General features: G+C 53.6%; 27 protein-coding genes and 2 pseudogenes. 25 read left to right on the forward strand and 4 right to left on the reverse strand.

Translation table 11 applies throughout. The features are described from left to right. Positions 1-240 precede the first annotated feature (240 nt). The 25 genes and pseudogenes from ACJHYO_RS08980 to ACJHYO_RS09100 all read left to right on the forward strand — a co-directional run bounded on the left by ACJHYO_RS08980 (position 241) and on the right by ACJHYO_RS09100 (position 22,982). Entirely contained in the window at positions 241-789 is a 549-nt protein-coding gene (locus ACJHYO_RS08980) for a terminase small subunit (RefSeq protein ID WP_000867568.1), read from the forward strand. Continuing rightward, a complete protein-coding gene (locus tag ACJHYO_RS08985) occupies positions 761-2,689 on the forward strand; it encodes a phage terminase large subunit family protein (RefSeq protein ID WP_022296416.1) in 1,929 nt (642 codons plus the stop codon). Before ACJHYO_RS08980 ends, ACJHYO_RS08985 begins: the two co-directional genes overlap by 29 nt. Then, a complete protein-coding gene (locus tag ACJHYO_RS08990; protein WP_000258997.1) occupies positions 2,673-2,879 on the forward strand; it encodes a phage head-tail joining protein in 207 nt (68 codons plus the stop codon). Before ACJHYO_RS08985 ends, ACJHYO_RS08990 begins: the two co-directional genes overlap by 17 nt. Then, on the forward strand, positions 2,876-4,468 hold the full coding sequence (locus ACJHYO_RS08995; protein WP_001441934.1) for a phage portal protein: 1,593 nt from the start codon (positions 2,876-2,878) through the stop codon (positions 4,466-4,468). Before ACJHYO_RS08990 ends, ACJHYO_RS08995 begins: the two co-directional genes overlap by 4 nt. Beyond that, on the forward strand, positions 4,458-5,963 hold the full coding sequence (locus ACJHYO_RS09000; protein ID WP_001253893.1) for a S49 family peptidase: 1,506 nt from the start codon (positions 4,458-4,460) through the stop codon (positions 5,961-5,963). The genes ACJHYO_RS08995 and ACJHYO_RS09000 overlap by 11 nt, the downstream gene beginning before the upstream one ends. Before the next feature lie 36 nt (positions 5,964-5,999). After that, positions 6,000-6,347: a head decoration protein gene (locus tag ACJHYO_RS09005; RefSeq protein ID WP_000256813.1), complete on the forward strand. Its 348-nt coding sequence runs from the start codon at positions 6,000-6,002 to the stop codon at positions 6,345-6,347. 57 nt (positions 6,348-6,404) lie between these two features. After that, positions 6,405-7,433: a major capsid protein gene (locus ACJHYO_RS09010; protein WP_000522651.1), complete on the forward strand. Its 1,029-nt coding sequence runs from the start codon at positions 6,405-6,407 to the stop codon at positions 7,431-7,433. 51 nt (positions 7,434-7,484) lie between these two features. Continuing rightward, positions 7,485-7,859: a DNA-packaging protein FI gene (gene gpFI, locus ACJHYO_RS09015; protein WP_000201530.1), complete on the forward strand. Its 375-nt coding sequence runs from the start codon at positions 7,485-7,487 to the stop codon at positions 7,857-7,859. Further along, entirely contained in the window at positions 7,852-8,205 is a 354-nt protein-coding gene (locus tag ACJHYO_RS09020; RefSeq protein WP_001204540.1) for a head-tail joining protein, read from the forward strand. Before gpFI ends, ACJHYO_RS09020 begins: the two co-directional genes overlap by 8 nt. An 11-nt stretch (positions 8,206-8,216) precedes the next feature. Beyond that, positions 8,217-8,795, forward strand: coding sequence for a phage tail protein (locus tag ACJHYO_RS09025; protein ID WP_410232446.1), 579 nt, complete (start codon positions 8,217-8,219; stop codon positions 8,793-8,795). Beyond that, positions 8,792-9,187, forward strand: a complete 396-nt coding sequence (locus tag ACJHYO_RS09030) for a phage minor tail U family protein (RefSeq protein ID WP_000683149.1) — start codon at positions 8,792-8,794, stop codon at positions 9,185-9,187. Before ACJHYO_RS09025 ends, ACJHYO_RS09030 begins: the two co-directional genes overlap by 4 nt. A 7-nt stretch (positions 9,188-9,194) precedes the next feature. Then, positions 9,195-9,935 carry a phage tail protein gene (locus ACJHYO_RS09035; protein WP_062865217.1) on the forward strand — a complete coding sequence of 247 codons (741 nt, stop codon included), beginning with the start codon at positions 9,195-9,197 and terminating at the stop codon, positions 9,933-9,935. A 15-nt stretch (positions 9,936-9,950) separates the two neighbouring features. After that, positions 9,951-10,373, forward strand: coding sequence for a phage tail assembly chaperone G (gpG, locus tag ACJHYO_RS09040; RefSeq protein WP_000479163.1), 423 nt, complete (start codon positions 9,951-9,953; stop codon positions 10,371-10,373). Continuing rightward, positions 10,355-10,789 carry a phage tail assembly protein T gene (locus ACJHYO_RS09045; protein WP_000459457.1) on the forward strand — a complete coding sequence of 145 codons (435 nt, stop codon included), beginning with the start codon at positions 10,355-10,357 and terminating at the stop codon, positions 10,787-10,789. The genes gpG and ACJHYO_RS09045 overlap by 19 nt, the downstream gene beginning before the upstream one ends. Then, complete coding sequence (locus ACJHYO_RS09050) at positions 10,782-13,343, forward strand: phage tail tape measure protein (RefSeq protein ID WP_022296419.1); 2,562 nt, start codon at positions 10,782-10,784, stop codon at positions 13,341-13,343. The genes ACJHYO_RS09045 and ACJHYO_RS09050 overlap by 8 nt, the downstream gene beginning before the upstream one ends. After that, positions 13,340-13,669 (forward strand): phage tail protein, encoded by a 330-nt coding sequence (locus ACJHYO_RS09055; RefSeq protein WP_022296420.1) that lies wholly within the window; start codon positions 13,340-13,342, stop codon positions 13,667-13,669. The genes ACJHYO_RS09050 and ACJHYO_RS09055 overlap by 4 nt, the downstream gene beginning before the upstream one ends. Further along, positions 13,669-14,367 carry a phage minor tail protein L gene (locus tag ACJHYO_RS09060; RefSeq protein WP_001152612.1) on the forward strand — a complete coding sequence of 233 codons (699 nt, stop codon included), beginning with the start codon at positions 13,669-13,671 and terminating at the stop codon, positions 14,365-14,367. Before ACJHYO_RS09055 ends, ACJHYO_RS09060 begins: the two co-directional genes overlap by 1 nt. Before the next feature lie 4 nt (positions 14,368-14,371). After that, positions 14,372-15,115 carry a C40 family peptidase gene (locus ACJHYO_RS09065; RefSeq protein ID WP_033556180.1) on the forward strand — a complete coding sequence of 248 codons (744 nt, stop codon included), beginning with the start codon at positions 14,372-14,374 and terminating at the stop codon, positions 15,113-15,115. Next, positions 15,112-15,684: a tail assembly protein gene (locus ACJHYO_RS09070; RefSeq protein ID WP_022296422.1), complete on the forward strand. Its 573-nt coding sequence runs from the start codon at positions 15,112-15,114 to the stop codon at positions 15,682-15,684. Before ACJHYO_RS09065 ends, ACJHYO_RS09070 begins: the two co-directional genes overlap by 4 nt. 60 nt (positions 15,685-15,744) lie before the next feature. Continuing rightward, positions 15,745-19,227 (forward strand): host specificity protein J, encoded by a 3,483-nt coding sequence (locus ACJHYO_RS09075; RefSeq protein ID WP_022296423.1) that lies wholly within the window; start codon positions 15,745-15,747, stop codon positions 19,225-19,227. Between the two features lie 58 nt (positions 19,228-19,285). After that, positions 19,286-19,649 (forward strand): annotated as a pseudogene (locus ACJHYO_RS09080) (prophage tail fiber N-terminal domain-containing protein); the annotation flags it as partial. Positions 19,650-20,081: 432 nt separating this feature from the next. Further along, complete coding sequence (locus tag ACJHYO_RS09085) at positions 20,082-20,411, forward strand: phage tail protein (RefSeq protein ID WP_307722351.1); 330 nt, start codon at positions 20,082-20,084, stop codon at positions 20,409-20,411. A 1,270-nt stretch (positions 20,412-21,681) separates the two neighbouring features. Continuing rightward, entirely contained in the window at positions 21,682-21,963 is a 282-nt protein-coding gene (locus tag ACJHYO_RS09090) for a hypothetical protein (protein ID WP_022296425.1), read from the forward strand. Between the two features lie 9 nt (positions 21,964-21,972). Next, positions 21,973-22,678: pseudogene (locus ACJHYO_RS09095) on the forward strand (tail fiber domain-containing protein). A gap of 10 nt (positions 22,679-22,688) precedes the next feature. Then, on the forward strand, positions 22,689-22,982 hold the full coding sequence (locus ACJHYO_RS09100; RefSeq protein ID WP_000355609.1) for a hypothetical protein: 294 nt from the start codon (positions 22,689-22,691) through the stop codon (positions 22,980-22,982). A gap of 91 nt (positions 22,983-23,073) precedes the next feature. Here the strand turns inward: ACJHYO_RS09100 and sitD are convergent, their stop codons facing one another. The 4 genes from sitD to sitA are packed head-to-tail and all read right to left on the reverse strand — an operon-like array spanning position 23,074 to position 26,523. Further along, positions 23,074-23,931 (reverse strand): iron/manganese ABC transporter permease subunit SitD, encoded by an 858-nt coding sequence (gene sitD / locus ACJHYO_RS09105; RefSeq protein ID WP_022296427.1) that lies wholly within the window; start codon positions 23,929-23,931, stop codon positions 23,074-23,076. Then, positions 23,928-24,785, reverse strand: a complete 858-nt coding sequence (sitC, locus tag ACJHYO_RS09110) for an iron/manganese ABC transporter permease subunit SitC (protein ID WP_001101732.1) — start codon at positions 24,783-24,785, stop codon at positions 23,928-23,930. Before sitC ends, sitD begins: the two co-directional genes overlap by 4 nt. Beyond that, positions 24,782-25,609 carry an iron/manganese ABC transporter ATP-binding protein SitB gene (gene sitB, locus ACJHYO_RS09115; protein WP_000983701.1) on the reverse strand — a complete coding sequence of 276 codons (828 nt, stop codon included), beginning with the start codon at positions 25,607-25,609 and terminating at the stop codon, positions 24,782-24,784. The genes sitC and sitB overlap by 4 nt, the downstream gene beginning before the upstream one ends. After that, entirely contained in the window at positions 25,609-26,523 is a 915-nt protein-coding gene (gene sitA / locus ACJHYO_RS09120) for an iron/manganese ABC transporter substrate-binding protein SitA (RefSeq protein WP_001256622.1), read from the reverse strand. Before sitA ends, sitB begins: the two co-directional genes overlap by 1 nt. Positions 26,524-26,725 lie beyond the last annotated feature (202 nt).

Genomic DNA, 26,725 nt, shown 5'->3' on the forward strand with positions numbered 1-26,725 from the left:
GCGAATAAACCAGAACGCCTGCGGGTCCTTTCCGGCGATCCGACAGGTTACGGGGCGGCGACCTCGCGGTTTTTCACTATTTATGAAAATTTTTCAGGGAAAATCGTGTCGGTACTTCTCGAATATAACTTTTTGTTTTTTTTAATATTGCATCCGTAAAGGTCCGACATGAAAGTGTCCGAAAATGCCTTTTTCTGGCGTTTTCATGTCGGGCCTTGTATTTGATAATGGGTTGTTTTCATGAAGGTTAATAAAAAGAGGCTTGCCGAAATTTTCAACGTGGACCCGCGGACGATTGAACGCTGGCAGTCTCAGGGACTCCCTTGCGCCTCCAAAGGTAGTAAGGGCATTGAATCTGTATTTGATACTGCCATGGCAATTCAGTGGTATGCGCAGAGGGAAACTGATATCGAAAACGAAAAGCTCCGCAAAGAACTGGACGATTTGCGTGCGGCAGCGGAGTCAGATTTACAACCCGGCACCATTGACTATGAACGCTACCGGCTCACAAAAGCGCAGGCAGATGCGCAGGAACTGAAAAATGCCCGTGAAGACGGAGTAGTGCTGGAAACTGAACTGTTTACCTTCATTCTGCAACGTGTGGCACAGGAGATTTCGGGGATACTTGTGCGTGTGCCGTTGACATTACAGCGTAAATATCCGGACATTTCACCATCACACCTTGATGTGGTGAAAACTGAAATCGCGAAAGCCTCCAATGTTGCAGCTAAGGCCGGTGAAAACGTGGGCGGGTGGATCGATGATTTCAGACGCGCAGAAGGCAGCTAATGCAGCCGGTGCGATAGCTAAAGGGCTTTTATCTCTCATTATTCCTGTTCCACTGACGACAGTTCAGTGGGCCAATAAACATTATTACCTTCCTAAAGAGTCGTCTTATACCCCGGGGCGGTGGGAAACACTGCCGTATCAGGTTGGCATCATGAACTGTATGGGCAACGATCTGATTCGCACGGTTAACCTGATTAAATCTGCCCGTGTTGGTTATACAAAGATGTTGCTGGGAGTGGAGGCTTATTTTATTGAGCATAAATCACGCAACAGCCTTCTTTTTCAGCCCACGGACTCAGCTGCTGAAGATTTTATGAAATCTCATGTTGAGCCAACGATAAGGGATGTTCCTGCATTGCTGGAGCTGGCTCCATGGTTCGGAAGAAAACACCGCGATAATACGCTCACCCTGAAGCGTTTTTCCTCCGGTGTGGGGTTCTGGTGTCTGGGTGGTGCGGCAGCAAAAAACTACCGTGAAAAATCCGTGGATGTGGTCTGTTATGACGAGCTTTCCTCGTTCGAACCGGATGTTGAAAAAGAGGGTTCGCCAACCCTGCTGGGGGATAAACGTATTGAGGGCTCTGTATGGCCAAAATCCATTCGCGGCTCGACGCCTAAAATCAAAGGCTCCTGCCAGATCGAAAAAGCCGCTAACGAGTCGGCACACTTCATGCGTTTTTATGTGCCCTGTCCGCACTGTGGGGAGGAGCAGTATCTGAAATTTGGCGATGATGCCTCGCCTTTCGGTCTTAAGTGGGAGAAGAATAAGCCAGAAAGTGTTTTCTACCTTTGTGAGCATCATGGCTGTGTGATCCATCAGTCTGAGCTTGACCAGAGTAACGGGCGGTGGATCTGTGAAAACACGGGCATGTGGACCCGTGACGGCCTGATGTTTTTCAGCGCCCGGGGTGATGAAATTCCGCCGCCGCGCTCCATCACTTTCCATATCTGGACGGCGTACAGTCCGTTCACCACCTGGGTACAGATTGTCTATGACTGGCTGGATGCACTGAAAGATCCCAACGGCCTGAAAACCTTTGTGAACACCACGCTGGGCGAGACCTGGGAAGAGGCTGTGGGCGAAAAACTCGATCACCAGGTGCTGATGGATAAGGTTGTGCGTTACACGGCGGCGGTGCCTGCCCGGGTGGTTTATCTGACGGCGGGCATTGACTCGCAGCGAAACCGTTTTGAGATGTATGTCTGGGGATGGGCTCCGGGAGAGGAAGCCTTTCTGGTGGATAAAATCATCATTATGGGGCGTCCCGATGAGGAAGAGACGCTGTTACGTGTGGATGCGGCGATCAACAAAAAATACCGCCATGCAGACGGAACCGAAATGACTATTTCCCGTGTCTGCTGGGACATCGGGGGGATCGATGGCGAAATCGTTTATCAGAGGTCAAAAAAACACGGTGTTTTCCGGGTGCTGCCGGTAAAAGGCGCATCTGTCTATGGCAAGCCGGTGATCACCATGCCAAAAACCCGCAATCAGCGGGGCGTGTATCTGTGTGAAGTGGGGACGGACACCGCAAAAGAAATTCTCTATGCCCGTATGAAAGCCGATCCCACGCCTGTGGATGAAGCCACGTCGTATGCCATCCGTTTTCCTGATGATCCGGAGATTTTTTCGCAGACAGAGGCGCAGCAACTGGTCGCGGAAGAGCTTGTGGAGAAGTGGGAAAAAGGAAAGATGCGTCTGCTGTGGGATAACAAAAAGCGGCGTAACGAAGCGCTGGACTGCCTGGTGTATGCCTACGCGGCATTACGTGTGTCCGTGCAACGCTGGCAGCTTGATCTGGCTGTACTGGCAAAATCCCGGGAAGAAGAGACGACCCGGCCAACCCTTAAAGAACTGGCAGCGAAGCTGTCCGGAGGAGTGAATGGTTACAGTCGCTGAACTGCAGGCGCTGCGTCAGGCGCGCCTTGATTTATTAACCGGTAAACGGGTGGTGTCTGTCCAGAAAGATGGTCGCAGAATTGAATATACGGCGGCTTCTCTGGATGAGCTTAACCGGGCGATCAATGATGCGGAGTCGGTACTGGGGACAACCCGGTGTCGCCGTCGTCCGCTGGGAGTGAGGTTATGAAACGAACGCCTGTCCTGATTGATGTGAACGGCGTTCCGCTTCGTGAGAGTCTCAGCTACAACGGGGGCGGTGCAGGATTTGGCGGGCAAATGGCTGAGTGGTTGCCACCGGCGCAGAGTGCCGATGCGGCCCTGCTGCCCGCGTTGCGTCTGGGGAATGCCCGGGCAGATGATCTGGTGCGCAATAACGGAATAGCGGCTAATGCGGTGGCTCTGCATAAGGATCACATTGTCGGGCATATGTTTCTGATCAGCTACCGTCCGAACTGGCGCTGGCTGGGGATGCGGGAGACCGCAGCAAAAAGCTTTGTCGATGAGGTGGAGGCGGCCTGGTCGGAATACGCCGAAGGGATGTTTGGCGAGATCGACGTGGAAGGAAAACGCACGTTCACGGAATTTATCCGTGAAGGTGTGGGCGTTCATGCGTTTAACGGCGAAATCTTTGTGCAGCCGGTCTGGGATACGGAAACCACGCAGTTATTCCGTACGCGTTTTAAAGCCGTGAGTCCGAAACGGGTGGACACGCCTGGACACGGTATGGGGAACCCTTTTCTGCGGGCCGGTGTGGAGGTCGATCGATATGGCCGTGCCGTCGCGTACCATATCTGTGAGGATGATTTTCCGTTCTCTGGTAGTGGACGATGGGAACGGATCCCGCGTGAACTTCCCACCGGGCGTCCGGCCATGTTGCATATTTTCGAGCCGGTGGAGGACGGGCAGACCCGTGGGGCTAATCAGTTTTACAGCGTCATGGAACGGCTGAAGATGCTCGATTCCCTGCAGGCAACACAGCTTCAGTCGGCCATAGTGAAGGCGATGTATGCAGCGACGATTGAAAGTGAACTTGATACCGAAAAGGCCTTTGAATATATCGCCGGCGCGCCACAGGAGCAGAAGGATAATCCGCTTATTAATATTCTGGAGAAGTTTTCCAGCTGGTATGACACGAATAACGTGACACTGGGCGGTGTCAAAATTCCGCACCTTTTCCCTGGTGATGATCTGAAACTACAGACTGCGCAGGATTCAGACAATGGATTTTCTGCGCTTGAACAGGCGCTGCTGCGGTATATCGCCGCCGGTCTTGGCGTTTCCTACGAACAGTTGTCCCGTGATTACTCGAAGGTCAGTTACTCAAGTGCCCGCGCCTCCGCCAATGAGTCGTGGCGCTATTTTATGGGGCGGCGAAAATTTATTGCGGCCCGGCTGGCCACGCAGATGTTTTCCTGCTGGCTGGAAGAGGCACTTCTTCGGGGGATTATTCGTCCGCCACGGGCACGTTTTGATTTTTATCAGGCGCGATCAGCCTGGTCACGGGCAGAGTGGATTGGTGCCGGAAGAATGGCCATTGACGGGCTCAAGGAAGTCCAGGAATCAGTGATGCGCATTGAGGCCGGACTGAGCACGTATGAGAAAGAGCTGGCGCTGATGGGCGAGGATTATCAGGACATTTTCCGCCAGCAGGTCAGGGAATCTGCTGAGCGGCAAAAAGCCGGACTCTCACGTCCGGTGTGGATAGCGCAGGCGTATCAGCAGCAGATAGCGGAGAGTCGTAGGCCGGAAGAGGAGACAACACCACGTGAGACGTAATCTTTCACACATTATTGCCGCAGCATTCAATGAACCGCTGCTTCTGGAGCCCGCCTATGCGCGGGTTTTCTTTTGCGCGCTCGGGCGCGAGATGGGGGCAGCAAGTCTTTCGGTACCACAACAGCAGGTACAGTTTGATGCTCTCGGAATGCTGGCTGAAACGGACGAGTACATGGCCGGAGGTAAACGACCGGCCCGTGTTTACAGGGTGGTGAACGGTATTGCTGTACTGCCGGTGACCGGCACGCTGGTGCACCGGCTGGGTGGTATGCGGCCATTTTCCGGAATGACAGGCTATGACGGTATTGTCGCCTGTCTTCAGCAGGCAATGGCGGATAGCCAGGTGCGGGGCGTACTGCTGGACATTGACAGTCCGGGCGGGCAGGCCGCCGGCGCGTTTGACTGCGCTGACATGATTTACCGCCTCCGTCAGCAGAAGCCGGTCTGGGCACTGTGCAATGACACGGCCTGTTCTGCAGCCATGCTGCTGGCGTCGGCCTGCTCCCGACGGCTGGTTACCCAGACATCCCGTATCGGTTCCATTGGCGTGATGATGAGCCATGTCAGCTATGCCGGTCATCTGGCGCAGGCCGGTGTGGATATCACGCTGATTTACTCAGGGGCGCACAAGGTGGATGGCAATCAGTTTGAAGCGTTGCCGGCAGAGGTTCGCCAGGACATGCAGCAGCGGATTGATGCGGCGCGCCGGATGTTTGCCGAAAAAGTGGCGATGTTTACCGGTCTGTCTGTTGATGCAGTCACAGGAACAGAGGCCGCTGTTTTTGAAGGTCAGTCCGGCATTGAGGCCGGGCTGGCGGATGAATTAATCAATGCGTCGGATGCCATCAGTGTGATGGCCACGGCGCTGAACAGTAATGTCAGAGGAGGCACTATGCCGCAATTAACTGCAACGGAAGCCGCCGCGCAGGAGAACCAGCGAGTGATGGGGATCCTGACATGCCAGGAAGCGAAAGGACGTGAACAGCTTGCCACGATGCTGGCAGGACAACAGGGCATGAGCGTTGAACAGGCCCGGGCGATTCTGGCCGCGGCGGCACCGCAGCAGCCGGTGGCATCCACGCAGAGTGAAGCCGATCGCATTATGGCGTGTGAAGAAGCGAACGGTCGTGAACAACTGGCGGCAACGCTGGCGGCGATGCCGGAGATGACGGTGGAAAAAGCCCGCCCGATCCTGGCTGCTTCACCGCAGGCGGATGCCGGACCATCACTCCGTGATCAGATCATGGCACTGGATGAGGCAAAAGGGGCTGAGGTGCAGGCTGAACAGCTGGCTGCCTGCCCGGGAATGACTGTGGAGTGCGCCCGGGCTGTGCTGGCTGCGGGATCAGGTAAGGCAGAACCGGTCTCTGCATCCACAACCGCCATGTTTGAACATTTCATGGCGAACCATTCACCGGCAGCGGTACAGGGTGGCGTGCCACAGACGTCAGCAGACGGTGATGCGGACGTGAAAATGCTCATGGCCATGCCATGAAGCCAGTGCTGACCATCAATAGGAGGTTTTTACAATATGGTGACGAAAACCATCACTGAACAGCGTGCGGAAGTACGTATTTTTGCCGGTAATGATCCGGCTCATACCGCCACAGGCAGCAGCGGGATTTCTTCTGCAACACCGGCTCTGACGCCCCTGATGCTGGATGAAGCCACCGGGAAACTGGTGGTCTGGGACGGACAGAAAGCCGGTAGTGCGGTTGGCATACTGGTACTGCCGCTTGAAGGCACAGAGACGGCGCTGACGTATTACAAGTCGGGAACCTTTGCGACGGAGGCAATCCACTGGCCTGAAAGTGTGGATGAACACAAAAAGGCCAACGCCTTTGCTGGCAGTGCCCTGAGTCACGCGGCGCTGCCGTAACACGTTATCAGGCCACTGCGGTGGCCTGACTGATTTCTGAATGAAAGGAACTGATTTATGGGATTGTTTACGACCCGCCAGTTACTCGGTTATACCGAACAAAAAGTTAAATTTCGTGCGCTGTTTCTTGAACTGTTTTTCCGCCGTACGGTGAATTTCCATACCGAAGAGGTGATGCTGGACAAAATTACCGGAAAAACGCCGGTGGCGGCCTATGTCTCCCCGGTTGTTGAAGGAAAAGTGCTGCGTCATCGTGGTGGTGAAACCCGCGTGTTGCGTCCGGGCTACGTCAAGCCGAAACACGAATTTAATTACCAGCAGGCGGTTGAGCGCCTTCCTGGTGAAGATCCATCTCAACTGAATGATCCGGCTTACCGCCGTCTGCGTATCATTACCGATAACCTCAAACAGGAAGAGCACGCGATTGTCCAGGTGGAAGAAATGCAGGCGGTAAATGCTGTGTTGTATGGCAAATACACCATGGAAGGAGACCAGTTCGAGAAAATTGAGGTCGATTTTGGCAGGTCGACGAAGAATAACATCACTCAGGGTAGTGGTAAGGAGTGGTCAAAACAGGATCGTGACACGTTCGATCCTACACATGATATTGACCTCTACTGCGACCAGGCCAGCGGTCTTGTGAATATTGCCATTATGGACGGTACCGTCTGGCGTCTTCTGAATGGTTTTAAGCTGTTCCGCGAAAAACTGGATACCCGTCGCGGTTCAAATTCTCAACTCGAAACGGCAGTGAAAGATCTGGGCGCAGTGGTGTCCTTCAAGGGGTATTACGGCGATCTGGCCATTGTGGTGGCGAAAACGTCTTATATAGCAGAAGACGGTATCGAAAAACGTTATCTTCCAGATGGCATGCTGGTTCTGGGGAATACTGCTGCAGATGGGATCCGTTGTTACGGTGCCATTCAGGATGCTCAGGCGTTGTCCGAAGGTGTGGTGGCCTCTTCCCGTTATCCGAAACACTGGCTGACGGTAGGGGATCCCGCCCGTGAATTTACCATGACGCAGTCCGCGCCGCTGATGGTGTTGCCGGACCCGGATGAGTTTGTGGTGGTACAGGTGAAATAATCCGTGAGCGGGGGCGAAATGCCCCCGTGTCTTTTTTCACAGGGGGCTGATATGGCAACGAAAGAGCAAAATCTGAAACGGCTTGATGAACTGGCCCTGATTCTGGGGCGTGAGCCGGATATATCCGGGAGTGCCGCAGAGATAGCGCAGCGGGTGGCAGAATGGGAAGAGGAAATGCAGTCATCCGGCGATGATGTACAGGTTATGAATATGGATATCCGGGAGCGGGAAACCGCGGCTCATGATGTTCGTGAGGAAACATCCGGCGCGTTAACGCGCATCAGAGTTCTGACCTGCCTCCATCTCTGTGGCGTTGATGGTGAAACGGGGGAATCCGTTGAGCTTGCGGATGTTGGTCGGGTGATTCTGATTATGTCCTCAGATGCAAAAACACACGTTGATGGTGGAATGGCTGTTTATGCGTGATTTTCAGAATGCCTTTGATGCCGCCCTTGCCGGGGTGGACAGTACGATTGTTGAAGTGATGGGCATCAGTGCGCAGTTCACCTCCGGTGCACAGCGTGGCGGCGAGGTTCATGGCGTTTTTGACGATCCGGAGTCGCTGGGTTTTGCCAGTAGTGGGATCCGTATTGAAGGAAGTAACCCGTCATTATTTGTGCTTACGGATACGGTTTGTGCTGTACGGCGTGGTGACACGCTGACCATTAACGGCGAGATGTTCTGGGTGGACCGTGTTTCTCCGGATGACGGAGGGAGTTGTTATCTCTGGCTCAACCGGGGGCAACCACCTGCCGCCAGCCGTCGTCGCTGAAAGGGGGATGTATGGCCATACAGGGTCTTGAGCAGGCCGTTGAAAACCTCAGCCGTATCAGCAAAACGGCGGTGCCCGGTGCCTCCGCAATGGCCATTAACCGCGTTGCTTCATCCGCGATATCGCAGTCTGCGTCACAGGTTGCCCGTGAGACAAAGGTACGCCGGAAACTGGTAAAGGAAAGGGCCAGGCTGAAAAGGGCCACGGTCAAAAATCCGCAGGCCAGAATCAAGGTTAACCGGGGGGATTTGCCCGTAATCAGGCTGGGTAACGCGCGGGTTGTCCTGTCCCGACGCAGGCGTCGTAAAAAGGGGCAGCGTTCATCCCTGAAAGGTGGCGACAGCGTGCTTGTGGTGGGAAACCGTCGTATTCCCGGCGCGTTTATTCAGCAACTGAAAAATGGCCGGTGGCATGTCATGCAGCGTGTGGCCGGGAAAAACCGTTACCCCATTGATGTGGTGAAAATCCCGATGGCAGTGCCGCTGACCACGGCGTTTAAACAGAATATTGAGCGGATACGGCGTGAACGTCTTCCGAAAAAGCTGGGCTATGCGCTGCAGCATCAACTGAGGATGGTAATAAAGCGATGAAACATACAGAACTCCGTGCAGCCGTACTGGATGCACTGGAAAAACATGACACCGGGGCGACGCTTTTTGATGGTCGCCCCGCTGTTTTTGATGAGGAGGATTTTCCGGCAGTTGCCGTTTATCTCACCGGCGCTGAATACACGGGCGAAGAGCTGGACAGCGATACCTGGCAGGCGGAGCTGCATATTGAAGTTTTCCTGCCTGCTCAGGTGCCGGATTCAGAGCTGGATTCGTGGATGGAGTCCCGGATTTATCCGGTGATGAGCGATATCCCGGCACTGTCAGAGTTGATCACCAGTATGGTGGCCAGTGGCTATGACTACCGACGCGACGATGATGCGGGCCTGTGGAGTTCAGCCGATCTGACTTATGTCATTACCTATGAAATGTGAGGACGCTATGCCTGTACCAAATCCTACAATGCCGGTGAAAGGTGCCGGGACCACACTGTGGGTTTATAAGGGGAACGGTGACCCTTATGCGAACCCGCTATCAGACGTTGACTGGTCGCGTCTGGCAAAAGTTAAAGACCTGACACCCGGCGAACTGACCGCTGAGTCCTATGACGACAGCTATCTCGATGATGAAGATGCGGACTGGACTGCGACCGGGCAGGGGCAGAAATCTGCCGGAGATACCAGCTTCACGCTGGCGTGGATGCCCGGAGAGCAGGGGCAGCAGGCGCTGCTGGCGTGGTTTAATGAAGGTGATACCCGTGCCTATAAAATCCGCTTCCCGAACGGCACGGTCGATGTGTTCCGTGGCTGGGTCAGCAGTATCGGTAAGGCGGTGACGGCGAAGGAAGTGATCACCCGCACGGTGAAGGTCACCAATGTGGGACGCCCGTCGATGGCTGAAGATCGCAGCACAGTAACAGCGGCAACCGGCATGACGGTAACGCCAGCCAGTGCTTCCGTAGTGAAAGGGCAGAGCACCACGCTGACCGTGGCATTCCAGCCGGAAGGCGTAACCGACAAGAGCTTCCGTGCGGTGTCTGCGGATAAAACAAAAGCCACCGTGTCGGTCAGTGGTATGACCATCACCGTGAACGGCGTTGCTGCAGGCAAGGTCAACATTCCGGTTGTATCCGGTAATGGTGAGTTTGCTGCGGTTGCAGAAATCAACGTCACCGCCAGTTAATCCGGAGAGTCAGCGATGTTCCTGAAAACCGAATCATTTGAACATAACGGTGTGACCGTCACGCTTTCTGAACTGTCAGCCCTGCAGCGTATTGAGCATCTCGCCCTGATGAAACGACAGGCAGAACAGGCGGAGTCAGACAGCAACCGGAAGTTTACTGTGGAAGACGCCATCAGAACCGGCGCTTTTGTGGTGGCGATGTCCCTGTGGCATAACCATCCGCAGAAGACAAAGCTGCCTTCCATGAATGAAGCCGTTAAACAGATTGAGCAGGAAGTGCTTACCACCTGGCCCACGGAGGCAATTTCTCATGCTGAAAACGTGGTGTACCGGCTGTCCGGTATGTATGAGTTTGTGGTGAATGATGCTCCTGAACAGGCAGATGACGCCGGGCCTGCAGAGCCTGTTTCTGCGGGAAAGTGTTCGACGGTGAGCTGAGTTTTGCCCTGAAACTGGCGCGTGAGATGGGGCGACCCGACTGGCGTGCCATGCTTGCCGGGATGTCATCCACGGAGTATGCCGACTGGCACCGCTTTTACAGTACCCATTATTTTCATGATGTTCTGCTGGATATGCACTTTTCCGGGCTGACGTACACCGTGCTCAGCCTGTTTTTCAGCGATCCGGATATGCATCCGCTGGATTTCAGTCTGCTGAACCGGCGCGAGGCTGACGAAGAGCCTGAAGATGATGTGCTGATGCAGAAAGCGGCAGGGCTTGCCGGAGGTGTCCGCTTTGGCCCGGACGGGAATGAAGTTATCCCCGCTTCCCCGGATGTGGCGGACATGACGGAGGATGACGTAATGCTGATGACAGTATCAGAAGGGATCGCAGGAGGAGTCCGGTATGGCTGAATCGGTAGGCGATCTGGTCGTTGATTTAAGTCTGGATGCGGCCAGATTTGACGAGCAGATGGCCAGAGTCAGGCGTCATTTTTCCGGTACGGAAAGTGATGCGAAAAAAACAGCGGCAGTCGTTGAACAGTCGCTGAGCCGACAGGCGCTGGCTGCACAGAAAGCGGGGATTTCCGTCGGGCAGTATAAAGCCGCCATGCGTATGCTGCCTGCACAGTTCACCGACGTGGCCACGCAGCTTGCAGGCGGGCAAAGTCCGTGGCTGATCCTGCTGCAACAGGGGGGGCAGGTGAAGGACTCCTTCGGCGGGATGATCCCCATGTTCAGGGGGCTTGCCGGTGCGATCACCCTGCCGATGGTGGGGGCCACCTCGCTGGCGGTGGCGACCGGTGCGCTGGCGTATGCCTGGTATCAGGGCAACTCAACCCTGTCCGATTTCAACAAAACGCTGGTCCTTTCCGGCAATCAGGCGGGACTGACGGCAGATCGTATGCTGGTCCTGTCCAGAGCCGGGCAGGCGGCAGGGCTGACGTTTAACCAGACCAGCGAGTCACTCAGCGCACTGGTTAAGGCGGGGGTAAGCGGTGAGGCTCAGATTGCGTCCATCAGCCAGAGTGTGGCGCGTTTCTCCTCTGCATCCGGCGTGGAGGTGGACAAGGTCGCTGAAGCCTTCGGGAAGCTGACCACAGACCCGACGTCGGGGCTGACGGCGATGGCACGCCAGTTCCATAACGTGACGGCGGAGCAGATTGCGTATGTTGCTCAGTTGCAGCGTTCCGGCGATGAAGCCGGGGCATTGCAGGCGGCGAACGAGGCCGCAACGAAAGGGTTTGATGACCAGACCCGCCGCCTGAAAGAGAACATGGGCACGCTGGAGACCTGGGCAGACAGGACAGCGCGGGCATTCAAATCCATGTGGGATGCGGTGCTGGATATTGGTCGTCCTGATACCGCGCAGGAGATGCTGATTAAGGCAGAGGCTGCGTTTAAGAAAGCAGACGACATCTGGAATCTGCGCAAGGATGATTATTTTGTTAACGATGAAGCGCGGGCGCGTTACTGGGATGATCGTGAAAAGGCCCGTCTTGCGCTTGAAGCCGCCCGAAAGAAGGCTGAGCAGCAGAGTCAACAGGACAAAAATGCGCAGCAGCAGAGCGATACCGAAGCGTCACGGCTGAAATACACCGAAGAGGCGCAGAAGGCTTACGAACGCCTGCAGACGCCGCTGGAGAAATATACCGCCCGTCAGGAAGAACTGAATAAGGCACTGAAAGACGGGAAAATCCTGCAGGCAGATTACAACACGCTGATGGCGGCGGCGAAAAAGGACTATGAAGCGACACTGAAAAAGCCGAAGCAGTCCGGCGTGAAGGTGTCTGCGGGAGAGCGTCAGGAAGACAGTGCTCATGCCGCCCTGCTGACGCTTCAGGCAGAACTCCGGACGCTGGAGAAGCATGCCGGAGCGAATGAGAAAATCAGCCAGCAGCGCCGGGATTTGTGGAAGGCGGAGAGTCAGTTCGCGGTACTGGAGGAGGCGGCGCAACGTCGCCAGCTGTCTGCACAGGAGAAATCCCTGCTGGCGCATAAAGATGAGACGCTGGAGTACAAACGCCAGCTGGCTGCACTTGGCGACAAGGTCACCTATCAGGAGCACCTGAACGCGCTGGCACAGCAGGCGGATAAATTTGCACAGCAGCAACGGGCAAAACGGGCCGCCATTAATGCAAAAAACCGGGGGCTGACTGACCGGCAGGCAGCGCGTGAAGCCACGGAACAGCGCCTGAAGGAACAGTATGGCGATAATCCTCTGGCGATGAATAACGTCATGTCAGAGCAGAAAAAGACCTGGGCAGCTGAAGACCAGCTTCGCGGGAGCTGGATGGCAGGCCTCAGGTCAGGCTGGAGTGAGTGGGAAGAGAGCGCCACGGACAGTATGTCGCAGGTTAAAAGTGCTGCCACGCAGACCTTTGATGGTATTGCACAGAATATGGCGGCGATGCTGACCGGCAGTGAACAGAACTGGCGCAGCTTCACCCGTTCCGTGCTGTCCATGATGACAGAAATTCTGCTTAAGCAGGCAATGGTGGGGATTGTCGGGAGTATCGGCAGCGCCATTGGCGGGGCTGTTGGTGGCGGCGCATCCGCGTCAGGCGGTACAGCCATTCAGGCCGCTGCGGCGAAATTCCATTTTGCAACTGGAGGATTTACGGGAACCGGCGGCAAATATGAGCCAGCGGGGATTGTTCACCGTGGTGAATTTGTCTTCACGAAGGAGGCAACCAGCCGGATTGGCGTGGGGAATCTCTACCGGCTGATGCGCGGCTATGCCACCGGCGGTTATGTCGGTACACCGGGCAGCATGGCAGACAGCCGGTCGCAGGCGTCCGGGACGTTTGAGCAGAATAACCATGTGGTGATTAACAACAACGGCACGAACGGGCAGATTGGGCCACAGGCGCTGAAGGCTGTGTATGACATGGCCCGCAAGGGTGCCCGTGATGAAATTCAGGCACAGATGCGTGATGGTGGCTTGTTATCCGGAGGTGGACGATGAAAACCTTCCGCTGGAAAGTGAAACCCGGGATGGATGTGACATCGGCTCCTTCCGTCAGGGAGGTGCGCTTTGGTGATGGCTATTCCCAGCGAGCGCCTGCCGGGCTGAATGCCGACCTGAAAACGTACAGCGTGACGCTTTCTGTTCCCCGTTGGGAGGCCACGGCGCTTGAGTCGTTTCTGGCTGAGCACGGGGGCTGGAAATCCTTTCTGTGGACGCCGCCTTATGAGTGGCGGCAGATAAAGGTGACCTGCGCAAAATGGTCGTCGCGGGTCAGTATGCTGCGTGTTGAGTTCAGCGCAGAGTTTGAACAGGTGGTGAACTGATGCAGGATATCCGGCAGGAAACACTGAATGAATGCACCCGTGCGGAGCAGTCGGCCAGCGTGGTGCTCTGGGAAATCGATCTGACAGAGGTCGGTGGAGAACGTTATTTTTTCTGTAATGAGCAGAACGAAAAAGGTGAGCCGGTCACCTGGCAGGGGCGACAGTATCAGCCGTATCCCATTCAGGGGAGTGGTTTTGAACTGAATGGCAAAGGCACCAGTACGCGCCCCACGCTGACGGTTTCTAACCTGTACGGTATGGTCACCGGGATGGCGGAAGATCTGCAGAGTCTGGTCGGCGGAACGGTGGTCCGGCGTAAGGTTTACGCCCGTTTTCTGGATGCGGTGAACTTCGTCAACGGAAACAGTGACGCCGATCCGGAGCAGGAGGTGATCAGCCGCTGGCGCATTGAGCAGTGCAGCGAACTGAGCGCGGTGAGTGCCTCTTTTGTACTGTCCACGCCGACGGAAACGGACGGCGCTGTTTTTCCGGGACGTATCATGCTGGCCAACACCTGCACCTGGACCTATCGCGGCGATGAGTGCGGTTATCACGGTCCGGCGGTCGCGGATGAATATGACCAGCCAACGTCCGATATCACGAAGGATAAATGCAGCAAATGCCTGAGCGGTTGTAAGTTTCGCAATAACGTCGGCAACTTTGGCGGCTTCCTTTCCATTAACAAACTTTCGCAGTAATCCCATGACAGAGACAGAATCAGCGATTCTGGCGCACGCCCGGCGATGTGCGCCAGCGGAGTCGTGCGGCTTCGTGGTGAGAGCGCCGGAGGGGGAAAGATATTTTCCCTGCGTGAATATTTCCGGTGAGCCGGAGGATTATTTCCGGATGGCTCCGGAGGACTGGCTGCAGGCAGAGATGCAGGGTGAGATTGTGGCACTGGTCCACAGTCATCCCGGTGGTCTGCCCTGGCTGAGTGAGGCTGACCGGCGGCTGCAGGTGCAGAGTGATTTGCCGTGGTGGCTGGTCTGCCGGGGGGCGATTCACAAGTTCCGCTGTGTGCCGCATCTCACCGGGCGGCGCTTTGAGCACGGGGTGACGGACTGTTACACGCTGTTCCGGGATGCTTATCATCTGGCGGGGATTGAGATGCCGGATTTTCATCGCGGGGATGACTGGTGGCGTCACGGTCAGAATCTCTATCTGGATAATCTGGAGGCCACAGGGCTGTATCAGGTGCCGTTGTCAGCGGCACAGCCGGGCGATGTTCTGCTGTGCTGTTTTGGTTCATCGGTGCCGAATCACGCCGCAATTTACTGCGGCGACGGCGAGCTGCTGCACCATATTCCTGAACAACTGAGTAAACGAGAGAGGTATACCGACAAATGGCAGCGACGCACACACTCCCTCTGGCGTCACCGGGCATGGCGCGCATCTGCCTTTACGGGGATTTACAACGATTTGGCCGCCGCATCGACCTTCGTGTGAAAACGGGGGCTGAAGCCATTCGGGCGCTGGCCACACAGCTCCCGGCGTTTCGTCAGAAACTGAGCGACGGCTGGTATCAGGTACGGATTGCCGGGCGGGACGTCAGCACGTCCGGGTTAACGGCGCAGTTACATGAGACTCTGCCTGACGGCGCTGTGATTCATATTGTTCCCAGAGTCGCCGGAGCCAAGTCAGGGGGCGTATTCCAGATTGTCCTGGGAGCTGCCGCCATTGCCGGATCATTCTTTACCGCCGGAGCCACCCTTGCAGCATGGGGGGCAGCCATTGGGGCCGGTGGTATGACCGGCATCCTGTTTTCTCTCGGCGCCAGTATGGTGCTCGGTGGTGTGGCGCAGATGCTGGCACCGAAAGCCCGGACGCCCACTGCGACCAGTACGGATAACGGTAAGCAGAACACCTATTTCTCCTCACTGGATAACATGGTTGCCCAGGGTAATGTTCTGCCCGTTCTGTTCGGTGAAATGCGCGTGGGGTCACGTGTGGCATCTCAGGAGATCAGTACAGCTGATGAAGGTGATGGTGGTGAAATCGTGGTGATTGGTCGCTGATGGAACATGTTTTATGTGAAACCGCCTGCGGGCGGTTTTGTCGTTTATGGAGCATGAGGAATGGGTAAAGGCAGCAGTAAGGGGCATACCCCGCGCGAAGCGAAGGACAACCTGAAATCCACGCAGTTGCTGAGTGTGATCGATGTCATCAGCGAAGGGCCGATTGAAGGTCCGGTGGATGGGTTAAAAAGCGTGCTGCTGAACAGTACGCCGGTGCTGGACAGTGAGGGGAATACCAATATCTCCGGTGTCACGGTGGTGTTCCGGGCAGGTGAGCAGGAGCAGACACCGCCGGAGGGGTTTGAATCCTCCGGCTCCGAGACGGTGCTGGGTACGGAAGTGAAATATGACACGCCGATCACCCGGACCATCACGTCGGCAAACATCGACCGTCTGCGCTTTACCTTCGGTGTGCAGGCACTGGTGGAAACCACCTCAAAGGGTGACCGGAATCCGTCGGAAGTCCGCCTGCTGGTTCAGATACAGCGTAACGGTGGCTGGGTGACGGAAAAAGACATCACCATTAAGGGCAAAACCACCTCGCAGTACCTGGCCTCGGTGGTGGTGGATAACCTGCCGCCGCGCCCGTTTAATATCCGGATGCGCAGGATGACGCCGGACAGCACCACAGACCAGCTGCAGAACAAAACGCTCTGGTCGTCATACACCGAAATTATCGATGTGAAACAGTGCTACCCGAACACGGCACTGGTCGGCGTGCAGGTGGACTCGGAGCAGTTCGGCAGCCAGCAGGTGAGCCGTAATTATCATCTGCGCGGGCGCATTCTGCAGGTGCCGTCGAACTATAACCCGCAGACGCGGCAATACAGCGGTATCTGGGACGGAACGTTTAAGCCAGCATACAGCAACAACATGGCCTGGTGTCTGTGGGATATGCTGACCCACCCGCGCTACGGCATGGGGAAACGTCTTGGTGCGGCGGATGTGGACAAATGGGCGCTGTATGTCATCGGCCAGTACTGCGACCAGTCAGTGCCGGACGGCTTTGGCGGCACGGAGCCGCGCATCACCTGTAATGCGTACCTGACCACACAGCGCAAGGCGTGGGATGTGCTCAGTGATTTCTGCTCGGCGATGCGCTGTATGCCGGTATGGAACGGGCAGACGCTGACGTTCGTGCAGGACCGGCCATCGGATAAGGTGTGGACCTATAACCGCAGTAATGTGGTGATGCCGGAAGATGGCGCGCCGTTCCGCTACAGCTTCAGCGCCCTGAAGGACCGTCATAATGCCGTTGAGGTGAACTGGATTGACCCGGATAACGGCTGGGAGACGGCGACAGAGCTTGTGGAGGACACGCGGGCCATTGCCCGTTACGGTCGTAATGTCACGAAGATGGACGCCTTTGGCTGTACCAGCCGGGGGCAGGCACACCGAGCCGGGCTGTGGCTGATTAAAACGGAGCTGCTGGAAACGCAGACCGTGGACTTTAGCGTGGGTGCTGAAGGGCTTCGCCATGTACCGGGCGATGTCATTGAAATCTGCGATGATGACTATGCCGGTATCAGCACCGGCGGGCGCGTGCTGGCGGTGAACAGCCAGACCCGGACGCTGACGCTCGACCGTGAAATCACGCTGCCATCCTCCGGCACCACGCTGATAAGCCTGGTTGACGGGCAGGGTAATCCGGTGAGCGTGGAGGTTCAGTCCGTCACCGACGGCGTGAAGGTGAAAGTGAGCCGGGTTCCTGACGGCGTTGCCGAATACAGCGTGTGGGGGCTGAAGCTGCCGACGCTGCGCCAGCGCCTGTTCCGCTGTGTGAGTATCCGTGAGAATGACGACGGTACGTATGCCATCACCGCCGTGCAGCATGTACCGGCAAAAGAGGCCATCGTGGATAACGGGGCGCACTTTGACGGCGACCAGAGCGGAACGGTAAACGGTGTCACGCCGCCAGCAGTACAGCACCTGACCGCAGAAGTCACCGCAGACAGCGGGGAATACCAGGTGCTGGCGCGCTGGGACACGCCGAAGGTGGTGAAGGGCGTGAGCTTTATGCTTCGCCTGACCGTGGCAGCGGATGACGGCAGTGAGCGGCTGGTCAGCACGGCCCGGACGACGGAAACCACATACCGCTTCACGCAACTGGCGTTGGGAAACTACAGGCTGACAGTCCGGGCGGCAAATGCCTGGGGGCAGCAGGGCGATCCGGCATCGGTATCGTTCCGGATTGCCGCACCTGCAGTGCCGTCGCGGATTGAGCTGACGCCGGGCTATTTTCAGATAACCGCCACGCCGCATCTTGCGGTTTATGATCCGACGGTACAGTTTGAGTTCTGGTTCTCGGAAAAGCGGATTGCGGATATCAGGCAGGTTGAAACCACAGCCCGCTATCTTGGCACGGCGCTGTACTGGATAGCTGCCAGTATCAATATCAAGCCGGGCCATGATTATTATTTTTACATCCGCAGTGTGAACACCGTTGGCAAATCGGCATTTGTGGAGGCTGTTGGCCAGCCGAGTGATGATGCATCCGGCTATCTGGATTTTTTCAAAGGAGAGATAGGGAAAACCCATCTGGCTCAGGAGTTGTGGACGCAGATTGATAACGGTCAGCTTGCGCCTGACCTGGCGGAAATCAAAACGTCCATCACGGATGTCAGTAATGAAATCACGCAGACCGTCAATAAGAAACTGGAAGACCAGAGTGCAGCGATCCAGCAGATACAGAAGGTTCAGGTTGATACAAATAATAACCTGAACAGCATGTGGGCTGTGAAGCTGCAGCAGATGCAGGACGGACGCCTTTATATCGCGGGTATTGGTGCCGGTATTGAGAATACCCCTGACGGTATGCAGAGTCAGGTGCTGCTGGCGGCGGACAGGATTGCGATGATTAATCCTGCGAATGGCAATACAAAGCCGATGTTTGTTGGTCAGGGCGATCAGATATTTATGAATGAAGTGTTCCTGAAATATCTGACGGCTCCCACCATTACCAGCGGCGGTAATCCTCCGGCATTTTCCCTGACACCGGACGGGCGGCTGACGGCGAAAAATGCGGATATCAGCGGTAACGTGAACGCGAACTCCGGGACGCTCAACAATGTCACGATTAATCAGAACTGCCGGATTCTGGGAAAACTGTCAGCCAACCAGATTGAAGGCGATATTGTTAAAACGGTGGGAAAAGCCTTTCCGAGAAATAGCAGTTATGCCAGCGGTACAATAACGGTCACGGTGTACGATGATCAGGCTTTTGACCGTCAGATAGTAATCCCCCCCGTTCTGTTTCGCGGTGGTAAGCATGAAAACTTCAACAGCAACAACCAACAGTCATACTGGTATTCAACCTGTAAGCTGCAGGTGCTGAAGAACGGACAGGAAATCTTTCAGCAACCCGCGACGGATGTCAGCAGGGTATTTTCATCAGTCATTGATATGCCTGCCGGACACGGCCATGTCACCCTGACTTTCAATGTTTCTTCATATGGTGCAAATAACTGGACGCCAACGACCAGTATCAGCGACCTTCTTGTTGTCGTGATGAAGAAATCAACAGCCGGTATCAGTATCAGTTGAATTTTAAAACCCAAATTCGGGCACCAGAAATGGTGCCTTTTTTATTTGTGGAGTGAATATGGCAGTACAGATTTCAGGTGTGCTGAAAGACGGTGCAGGAAAACCGATACAGAACTGCACCATTCAGCTCAAAGCAAAACGTAACAGCACCACGGTTGTGGTAAACACGGTGGCCTCAGAAAATCCGGATGAAGCCGGGCGTTACAGTATGGATGTTGAGTATGGCCAGTACAGCGTTATCCTGCTGGTTGAAGGTTTTCCGCCTTCACATGCCGGGACCATCACCGTGTATGAAGATTCTAAGCCGGGGACGCTGAATGATTTTCTCGGTGCCATGACGGAAGATGATGTCATGCCGGAGGCATTGCGTCGTTTTGAGGAAATGGTGGAAGAAGCGGCACGCAACGCTGAAGCCGCCTCTCAGAGCGCAGCGGCGGCAAAGAAATCCGAAACAGCAGCGGCATCATCGAAGAACGCGGCGAAAACCTCAGAAACGAACGCAGCTAACAGCGCACAGGCGGCAGCGGCCTCACAGACTGCATCGGCAAACTCCGCGACTGCAGCCAAAAAATCAGAAACCAACGCGAAAAACAGTGAGACAGCCGCAAAGACGAGCGAAACCAACGCGAAGTCCAGCCAGACGGCAGCGAAAACCAGCGAAACGAATGCCAAAGCCAGTGAAACTGCGGCGAAAAGCAGTCAGGATGCAGCAGCTGAAAGCGAGAGTGCGGCGGCCGGTTCTGCGACTTCAGCAGCCGGATCAGCAACTGCTGCGGCTAACAGCCAGAAAGCTGCGAAGACGAGTGAAACTAACGCAAAGTCCAGCCAGACAGCAGCGAAGACCAGCGAAACGAATGCCAAAGCCAGCGAAACTGCGGCGAAAAGTAGTCAGGCTGCAGCAGCCGAAAGCGAGAGTGCTGCAGCTGGTTCTGCAAGTGCGGCGGCTGCTTCTGCCACTGCATCAGCTAACAGTCAAAAAGCAGCAAAAACCAGTGAAACCAACGCAAAGGCGAGCGAAACAGCGGCTGCGAACTCAGCGAAAGCATCGGCAGCAAGCCAGACGGCAGCTAAAGCAAGCGAAGATGCAGCCAGAGAGTACGCAAGCCAGGCTGCGGAGCCGTATAAATATGTCTTACAGCCGTTACCTGATGTGTGGATACCGTTTAACGATTCACTGGATATGATTACCGGGTTTGCTCCTGGATATAAGAGCATCACAGTTGGTGACGATGTTATTGCATTGCCGTCTGAAAAGGTTGTTTCATTTACCAGGGCGTCAACTGCAACGTATATAGATAAGTCTGGGTGTTTTGCTGAATCAGCGATAAATGAACCACGTTTTGAAAAAGATGGTCTGCTCATTGAAGGTCAGAGAACGAATACTTTTTCTTATACGAATACACCAGTATCGTGGAACTATGACACTGCTAACTTAACTATTACCACGGGAGTTGATGAGTATGGTTTCAGTTATGGTTTGTTTGGCGTTAAAGAAACATCCACAACTGAAAGGGCGACATTAATTTCTACTGGATATACCAGGGTTATTTCAGTTTCGGCAAATGAATCAGTTACTTTATCCTGCAGAGTTAAAAAAGTAAGTGGGGATGGTATTATCACGTTGCGTCCAAGAATATCATATGTTAACGACGATGGCTCAAGTAACACACTGACCGCTGGCGCATATATTGATTGCGAGACTGGCGATATGTTGAGTTATTCTGGAGGTGAGGCGGCAACTTATAACATATTCAGAGAGTCTAATGGATGGATTCGTGTTGAGTTTACCTACAAATCACCAGAAGCAAAAAATATGTATGGGCGTTTTGAGTTTGGAGCACATCAACGATCAATCAAGTCTGGCGATAAATTAATGTTAACAACCCCTCAATTCGAAAAGGGACTAAACGCGTCATCTTTTATCATCACAACAGAGGTCGGTGCCACGAGAGCAAGTGACCAGGTAATCATACCTATACCTTTCAATTGGGCAACTCCACCAGTTAGTGTTCTCATGGAAGTTAATGTTAATTGGGATTCTGAAATGCCTAATTTAGAAGGCTCTGCGCGTTTGCTTAATATCTCAATTACAGGGGCGACGACTGAAGTTTCTGATGAAAGTTATATGTATTTTGGTTTTACCACTCGTGGTAAAAGGCTAATTATCACCAATGGCAAAGGAACAAAAACAGAATATAAAGCATATGGGAATAGAGAGAAAAGGAAATTTGTTACTGGCTTTAAGTTTACAGAAGATAAACAGTTGCAGGTTGTTGTTGATGGAATTTTAGGTGGCAGCTCCCCGTCTCTGCATACATTGCAACGTTATACTGCCGGTAATATTAATATCGGTGGACAATCATCCAGTGGCAACAGACACCTGTTCGGTCATGTGAAAAATTTACGCATTTGGCATAAAGAATTAACTGAGGCACAAATGGGGGAGAGTATTAAATGAAAGATTTAACACTCAAATTTGCAGACAGGACCGACTTTTCGGCCTTTATGGATAGCACTGGCTATTATGACGAAGAGTCGATGCAGGATGATATTCTTATTGACGTGATAGGTAATGTGTACAAAGAAACCGGAGAACTGACTGAAGATGGCGAACCGGTATGTGTTAAGGAAGATGGATATTTTGTAAACGTACGCATCATTAATGATACGCAAATATCGTCATTATTCGATGAATACGCGGTTGTTGTTGAACATCAACTTCGTGGCTGGATGTGAGGGAGACAAATGGCTACATCGACAGTAATTCCGGGAGATATCACCACGCTGAAGGGAGATGTCAGTAAAGCTAAGGAAGATATTTCCTCAATTAGCGGAAAAGTATCAACGCTTCAGACTGAGATGACCAGTGCAAAGCAGGATATCAGCTCCAGATACACAAAAACTGAAGTGGATAATAAGCTGAAAAACAAACTGGAAGTGAATGCTCTGGAAAGCGGTAATTATGGTGGAGATTTTTACCCGCTGACTGGCCGTGAAGCGTTTTATTTATGGGGATTGGGCACGACTACAGCGGCGGCAAACCTTTATCTTAATCCTGACCCCGCAATTTCGTCTGTGCTGCGGTCAACATCGTCTATCCGCTATAAACATTCAGTAGAGACGATAGATTCAGAGCACGCCGATCTCATTTTCAGGATGCGCCCTGTGTGGTACAGGTCGCAATGCGAAAATGACAGGCGTGACTGGGGATTCTACGGATTGATTGCCGAGGAAGTGGGAGAAATTGCCCCTCAGTTTGTACACTGGCGACCAGCTAACGAGAATGATGCCCCCTGAAGCTATTTCCAGCAATGGCCTTGTTGCCGAAGGCGTAATGTACGAACGTCTGGTTGTTCCACTGATTCACCATATCCAGAAGCTGACTGAAAGAGTTGATGAACTTGAGTCAGAATTAAAGTTGTTATTAACTTCCCGAAGCGATATTGGATAAAGGAGGAGTAATGGATATAACACCTTTCCTTCACGCGCTTTGTGCTGTGGCTGCGCAGGTACTGGTTGGTCTTTTTACCGGGAACTGGGCTTACGGAGCGATAGCCGGTTGTACGTTCTTCATTGCGCGTGAACATACCCAGGCAGAATATCGCTGGATTGAAATGTTCGGGCATGGCAAGCGAATGAATATGCCGTGGTGGGGCGGTTTTGATCCGCGTGCTTGGGATGTGGCAAGCCTGATGGATTTTGCTGTGCCGGTGGTGGCGTGTCTGCTGGTCTGGCTGTTGGTTAATCGTGGGTGAAAAAAGGTGAGCTGTATATGCAACGGAGGAAGAAACCCCGTTGCTGGAAGCCAGGAAAAAGTATCGGGTGTTGCTGTCCTCGGATGTTGTGCTAATTGGGTGATAACAGATCCTGTGTATGGGCGTTTCCCTTTGTGCGTGCGTTGATGCTGGTAACGGTAAACGTCATGATGAACGCGACCGCGAATAAGACGACAATCGTCGGAGCTGGTGCGCTGTCGATAAAAAAGGACAGCCAGACACCGGTCATTGACACTATTACCGATATGCCAGTCGCCAGTAGGAGCGCAATATAAAAGCGTTGTGTCAGGAGTACCGCAATGGCGCCAGGCGCAATGAGCAGAGAAATGGAGAGAATGATACCTACCGCTTTCAGCGTCGCCACAATGGTCAGAGAGACCATGCACAGCAGCCCATAATGCAGCCATCTCGTATGCAAACCGCTTACCTGCGCCTGTTGATAATCAAAGCTGAACAGCAAAAAATCTCGCCATTTTACGCTAATAACAAGTGTAACCAGCCCAGCAATAATCACCGTCTGGATTATATCGCCGATGGTTATCCCGAGCATGTCGCCGAAAAGAATATGGTCAAGATGTACGTCTGGTTTGACTGCAATATACAAAATCAGACCTGCGGCAAACATGCCAGAAAAAACAATCCCCATCACTGTATCTTGCTTGATTCGGCTGTTGTCTTTCAGGTATCCCGTCGCCACCGCGCAGAATACTCCGGCGACGAATGCCCCTGTAGCCAAAGGTAACCCCAGAATCCAGGCAAGCACGATGCCAGGAAAAACCGCATGACTCATCGCGTCACCCATCAGTGCCCAGCCTTTCAGGACCAGAAAGACCGACAGCAGCGCACAGGGTATGGAAACTACCAGTGAAATCAGCAGTGCGTGACTCATAAAGGTGAACTGCAGTGGCTCCAGTAATAATGCCATCATGAGCGATCCTCCAGCGCCTTATGCGCACGCCGACGATTTGCCAAAAGCCCATGGGTGGGCGCAAAGACAAATGCTAAAAGAAACAGCAGTGTCTGCGCCACCACGATGATTCCACCTGTCGCGCCGTCCAGAAAGTAACTGACCCACGCGCCGAGGAAACTGGTTACACTGCCAATAGTTACAGCAATCATGAGCAGGCGGGGAAAACGATCGGTTAACAACCATGCTGTTGCTCCGGGAGTCACCACCAGACAGATCACCAGAAAGGCACCAACCGTTTGCAGCGCCGCAACGGTCGAAACCGACAGCAGGGTGAAGAAGAGGAGTTTTAATCTGCCCGGATGCAATCCAATAGCACGGGCGTGATTCTCGTCGAAAAAGGTCACCATAAGATCTTTCCATTTGAAAAAAAGCACGATGATCGAGAGAATGCCAATGATAGTGAGTTGCAGGATATCCGCCGGATCGATTGCCAGAATATTGCCCAGGACGATGGTCTGAATGTTCACAGATGTCGGGTTCAATGACACCATAAACAGCCCCAGGCCAAAAAAGGACGAGAAGATCAGACCGATGATGGCATCTTCTTTTAAGCGGGTGCGTTGGTTAAGAAACAGCATGCTGCCCGCAGCCAGTCCGCCGGAAAAGAAGGCTCCCAGAGAAAACGGAAGCCCCAGCATATATGCCCCCGCAACACCCGGGACAATAGAGTGCGACAACGCATCGCCAATCAGCGACCAGCCTTTTAGCATCAGATAGCATGACAGGAAAGCGCAGAGACCGCCGACCATCGCCGAGACCCACATCGCATTGAGCATATATTCATAGCTGAAGGGTTCCAGTAGCACGTTCATCTTTCTTCCCTCTGCACCGCTGACGGTCGATGAGCCACAAAAGGGCGTTCATCGTCAGTAATAATGCTTTCTTCCGAGCCGTTAAGTGTGACATGGCGCAGTACGCCGCTAAAAGCCAGCTCTAGGTTCTCGGCTGTAAAAGTGGTGTCTGTCGGCCCGCTTGCCAGGACGGTGCCTTTGACCATGACCGTATAATCGCAAAATGTCGTGACGGATCCGAGATTGTGTGTTGAGACAAGCATCGTTTTGCCTTCCGCGCGTAACTCCCTCAACAGGCTGATGATTTTGGCTTCGGTTTTCACATCAACGCCAGTAAAAGGTTCATCCAGCAGGATCACATCACCCTGCTGTGCAATCGCTCTCGCCAGAAAGACGCGTTTCTTTTGTCCACCGGAAAGCTCGCCGATTTGTCGATGGCGAAAATTCACCATATCGACACGTTCCAGCGCATCGGTGACAATTTGACGATCCCTCTTTTTGGCGATACGCAACATACCCATATGCCCATAGCGGCCCATCATCACCACATCTTCCACCAGTACAGGAAATGACCAGTCAACCTCTTCTGACTGAGGGACGTAGGCAACCAGGTTTTTCTGTAACGCCTGTCGCGTGGGAATACCCAGAACAGATATCTTTCCGCTGGTCAGACGCACAAATCCCATAATCGCTTTAAACAACGTCGATTTTCCGGAACCGTTTACCCCAACCAGAGCGGCAATAGATCCACTTGGTACTGTGAAGGATGCATCGCGCAGTGCTGTGTGCCCGTTATGCCAGGTGACAGCAACATCATTAACGACAATGCCTGCAGATTGCATCATTATTTCTCCCTTTTCCCGGCTTTAATTCCCTGTACCAGCGTACTGGTAGTAACCTTAAGAAGGTCGATATACGTCGGTACCGGGCCGTTTTCTGTGCTCAGGGAATCGACATAGAGCACACCGCCGTAGTGTGCGCCGGTTTCACGCGCAACCTGACGCGCTGGTTTATCGGAAATCGTACTCTCGCTAAAGACTGCCGGGATATGATTTTTCTTAACTATATCAACAACCTTACGTACCTGCTGCGGTGTTCCTTGTTGATCGGCATTAATCGGCCACAGATAAAGCTCTTTTAGCCCCAAATCGCGTGCGAGATAAGAAAAAGCCCCTTCACTGGTGACCATCCATCGCTGATTCTCAGGGAGTTCCGTAATCTGCTTACGCAGGGGGGCAAGGGTTTGGGTAATCTTGGCTTTATAAGTATCGGCATTGCGTTGGTAGGTTTGTGCATTTGCCGGATCGTATTTTATCAACGCATCACGAATATTATCGACGTAAATCAGAGCATTATCTGGCGACATCCATGCATGGGGGTTAGGTTTGCCCTCATAGGGTCCTTCGGTGATCCCTACAGGCGTCACACCCGAAGAGACAATTACTTCTGGAACCCCATTGAGATGCTGGTAAAAGCGTTGGAACCACAATTCCAGATTCATACCATTGGCGAGAATCAGTTGTGCCCCCTGCGCACGTTTAATATCGCCAGGGGTAGGCTGATACTCATGAATTTCTGCACCAGGCTTGGTTATGGATGAGACTTCTGCAGCATCTCCCGCCACGTTTTTGGCCATATCCGCGATGATGGTAAATGTTGTAATGACCTTAAATTTTTCAGTTGCACTTGCCTGAAATGCGATCGAGCAGGTGAGTGCGAGGCCCCCCAAGAGCATGGTTACTTTTTTTATTGAGCGCATAATTTAGTACCTATAGTGAGCAAAATTAGAACAAACATAGCAACGGCTATGTTTTATAGCATAACCTATACAGAATGAAAATGATTATCATTAACATCTTTGAGGCCCAAAACAGGGATTAGTTTGTTTCCTGCTGGATGAAAGGACTCTTGGGATAGCACATGCCGCACGAAGAGCAGCATTACATGATGTTTTGTCGAAT

This window comes from Escherichia sp. WS1118 (genome assembly GCF_046487695.1).
GTDB classification, from domain to species: domain Bacteria; phylum Pseudomonadota; class Gammaproteobacteria; order Enterobacterales; family Enterobacteriaceae; genus Escherichia; species Escherichia coli.

Bases quoted from the DNA above. Each gene is read 5' to 3' on its own strand.
- ACJHYO_RS08980 (WP_000867568.1), top strand. From the start codon at position 241: ATGAAGGTTAATAAAAAGAGGCTTGCCGAAATTTTCAACGTGGACCCG.
- ACJHYO_RS08985 (WP_022296416.1), top strand. From the start codon at position 761: ATGATTTCAGACGCGCAGAAGGCAGCTAATGCAGCCGGTGCGATAGCT.
- ACJHYO_RS08990 (WP_000258997.1), top strand. From the start codon at position 2,673: ATGGTTACAGTCGCTGAACTGCAGGCGCTGCGTCAGGCGCGCCTTGAT.
- ACJHYO_RS08995 (WP_001441934.1), top strand. From the start codon at position 2,876: ATGAAACGAACGCCTGTCCTGATTGATGTGAACGGCGTTCCGCTTCGT.
- ACJHYO_RS09005 (WP_000256813.1), top strand. From the start codon at position 6,000: ATGGTGACGAAAACCATCACTGAACAGCGTGCGGAAGTACGTATTTTT.
- ACJHYO_RS09010 (WP_000522651.1), top strand. From the start codon at position 6,405: ATGGGATTGTTTACGACCCGCCAGTTACTCGGTTATACCGAACAAAAA.
- gpFI (WP_000201530.1), top strand. From the start codon at position 7,485: ATGGCAACGAAAGAGCAAAATCTGAAACGGCTTGATGAACTGGCCCTG.
- ACJHYO_RS09020 (WP_001204540.1), top strand. From the start codon at position 7,852: ATGCGTGATTTTCAGAATGCCTTTGATGCCGCCCTTGCCGGGGTGGAC.
- ACJHYO_RS09025 (WP_410232446.1), top strand. From the start codon at position 8,217: ATGGCCATACAGGGTCTTGAGCAGGCCGTTGAAAACCTCAGCCGTATC.
- ACJHYO_RS09030 (WP_000683149.1), top strand. From the start codon at position 8,792: ATGAAACATACAGAACTCCGTGCAGCCGTACTGGATGCACTGGAAAAA.
- ACJHYO_RS09035 (WP_062865217.1), top strand. From the start codon at position 9,195: ATGCCTGTACCAAATCCTACAATGCCGGTGAAAGGTGCCGGGACCACA.
- gpG (WP_000479163.1), top strand. From the start codon at position 9,951: ATGTTCCTGAAAACCGAATCATTTGAACATAACGGTGTGACCGTCACG.
- ACJHYO_RS09050 (WP_022296419.1), top strand. From the start codon at position 10,782: ATGGCTGAATCGGTAGGCGATCTGGTCGTTGATTTAAGTCTGGATGCG.
- ACJHYO_RS09055 (WP_022296420.1), top strand. From the start codon at position 13,340: ATGAAAACCTTCCGCTGGAAAGTGAAACCCGGGATGGATGTGACATCG.
- ACJHYO_RS09060 (WP_001152612.1), top strand. From the start codon at position 13,669: ATGCAGGATATCCGGCAGGAAACACTGAATGAATGCACCCGTGCGGAG.
- ACJHYO_RS09065 (WP_033556180.1), top strand. From the start codon at position 14,372: ATGACAGAGACAGAATCAGCGATTCTGGCGCACGCCCGGCGATGTGCG.
- ACJHYO_RS09075 (WP_022296423.1), top strand. From the start codon at position 15,745: ATGGGTAAAGGCAGCAGTAAGGGGCATACCCCGCGCGAAGCGAAGGAC.
- ACJHYO_RS09085 (WP_307722351.1), top strand. From the start codon at position 20,082: ATGCCAAAGCCAGCGAAACTGCGGCGAAAAGTAGTCAGGCTGCAGCAG.
- ACJHYO_RS09090 (WP_022296425.1), top strand. From the start codon at position 21,682: ATGAAAGATTTAACACTCAAATTTGCAGACAGGACCGACTTTTCGGCC.
- ACJHYO_RS09100 (WP_000355609.1), top strand. From the start codon at position 22,689: ATGGATATAACACCTTTCCTTCACGCGCTTTGTGCTGTGGCTGCGCAG.
- sitD (WP_022296427.1), bottom strand. From the start codon at position 23,931: ATGATGGCATTATTACTGGAGCCACTGCAGTTCACCTTTATGAGTCAC.
- sitC (WP_001101732.1), bottom strand. From the start codon at position 24,785: ATGAACGTGCTACTGGAACCCTTCAGCTATGAATATATGCTCAATGCG.
- sitB (WP_000983701.1), bottom strand. From the start codon at position 25,609: ATGATGCAATCTGCAGGCATTGTCGTTAATGATGTTGCTGTCACCTGG.
- sitA (WP_001256622.1), bottom strand. From the start codon at position 26,523: ATGCGCTCAATAAAAAAAGTAACCATGCTCTTGGGGGGCCTCGCACTC.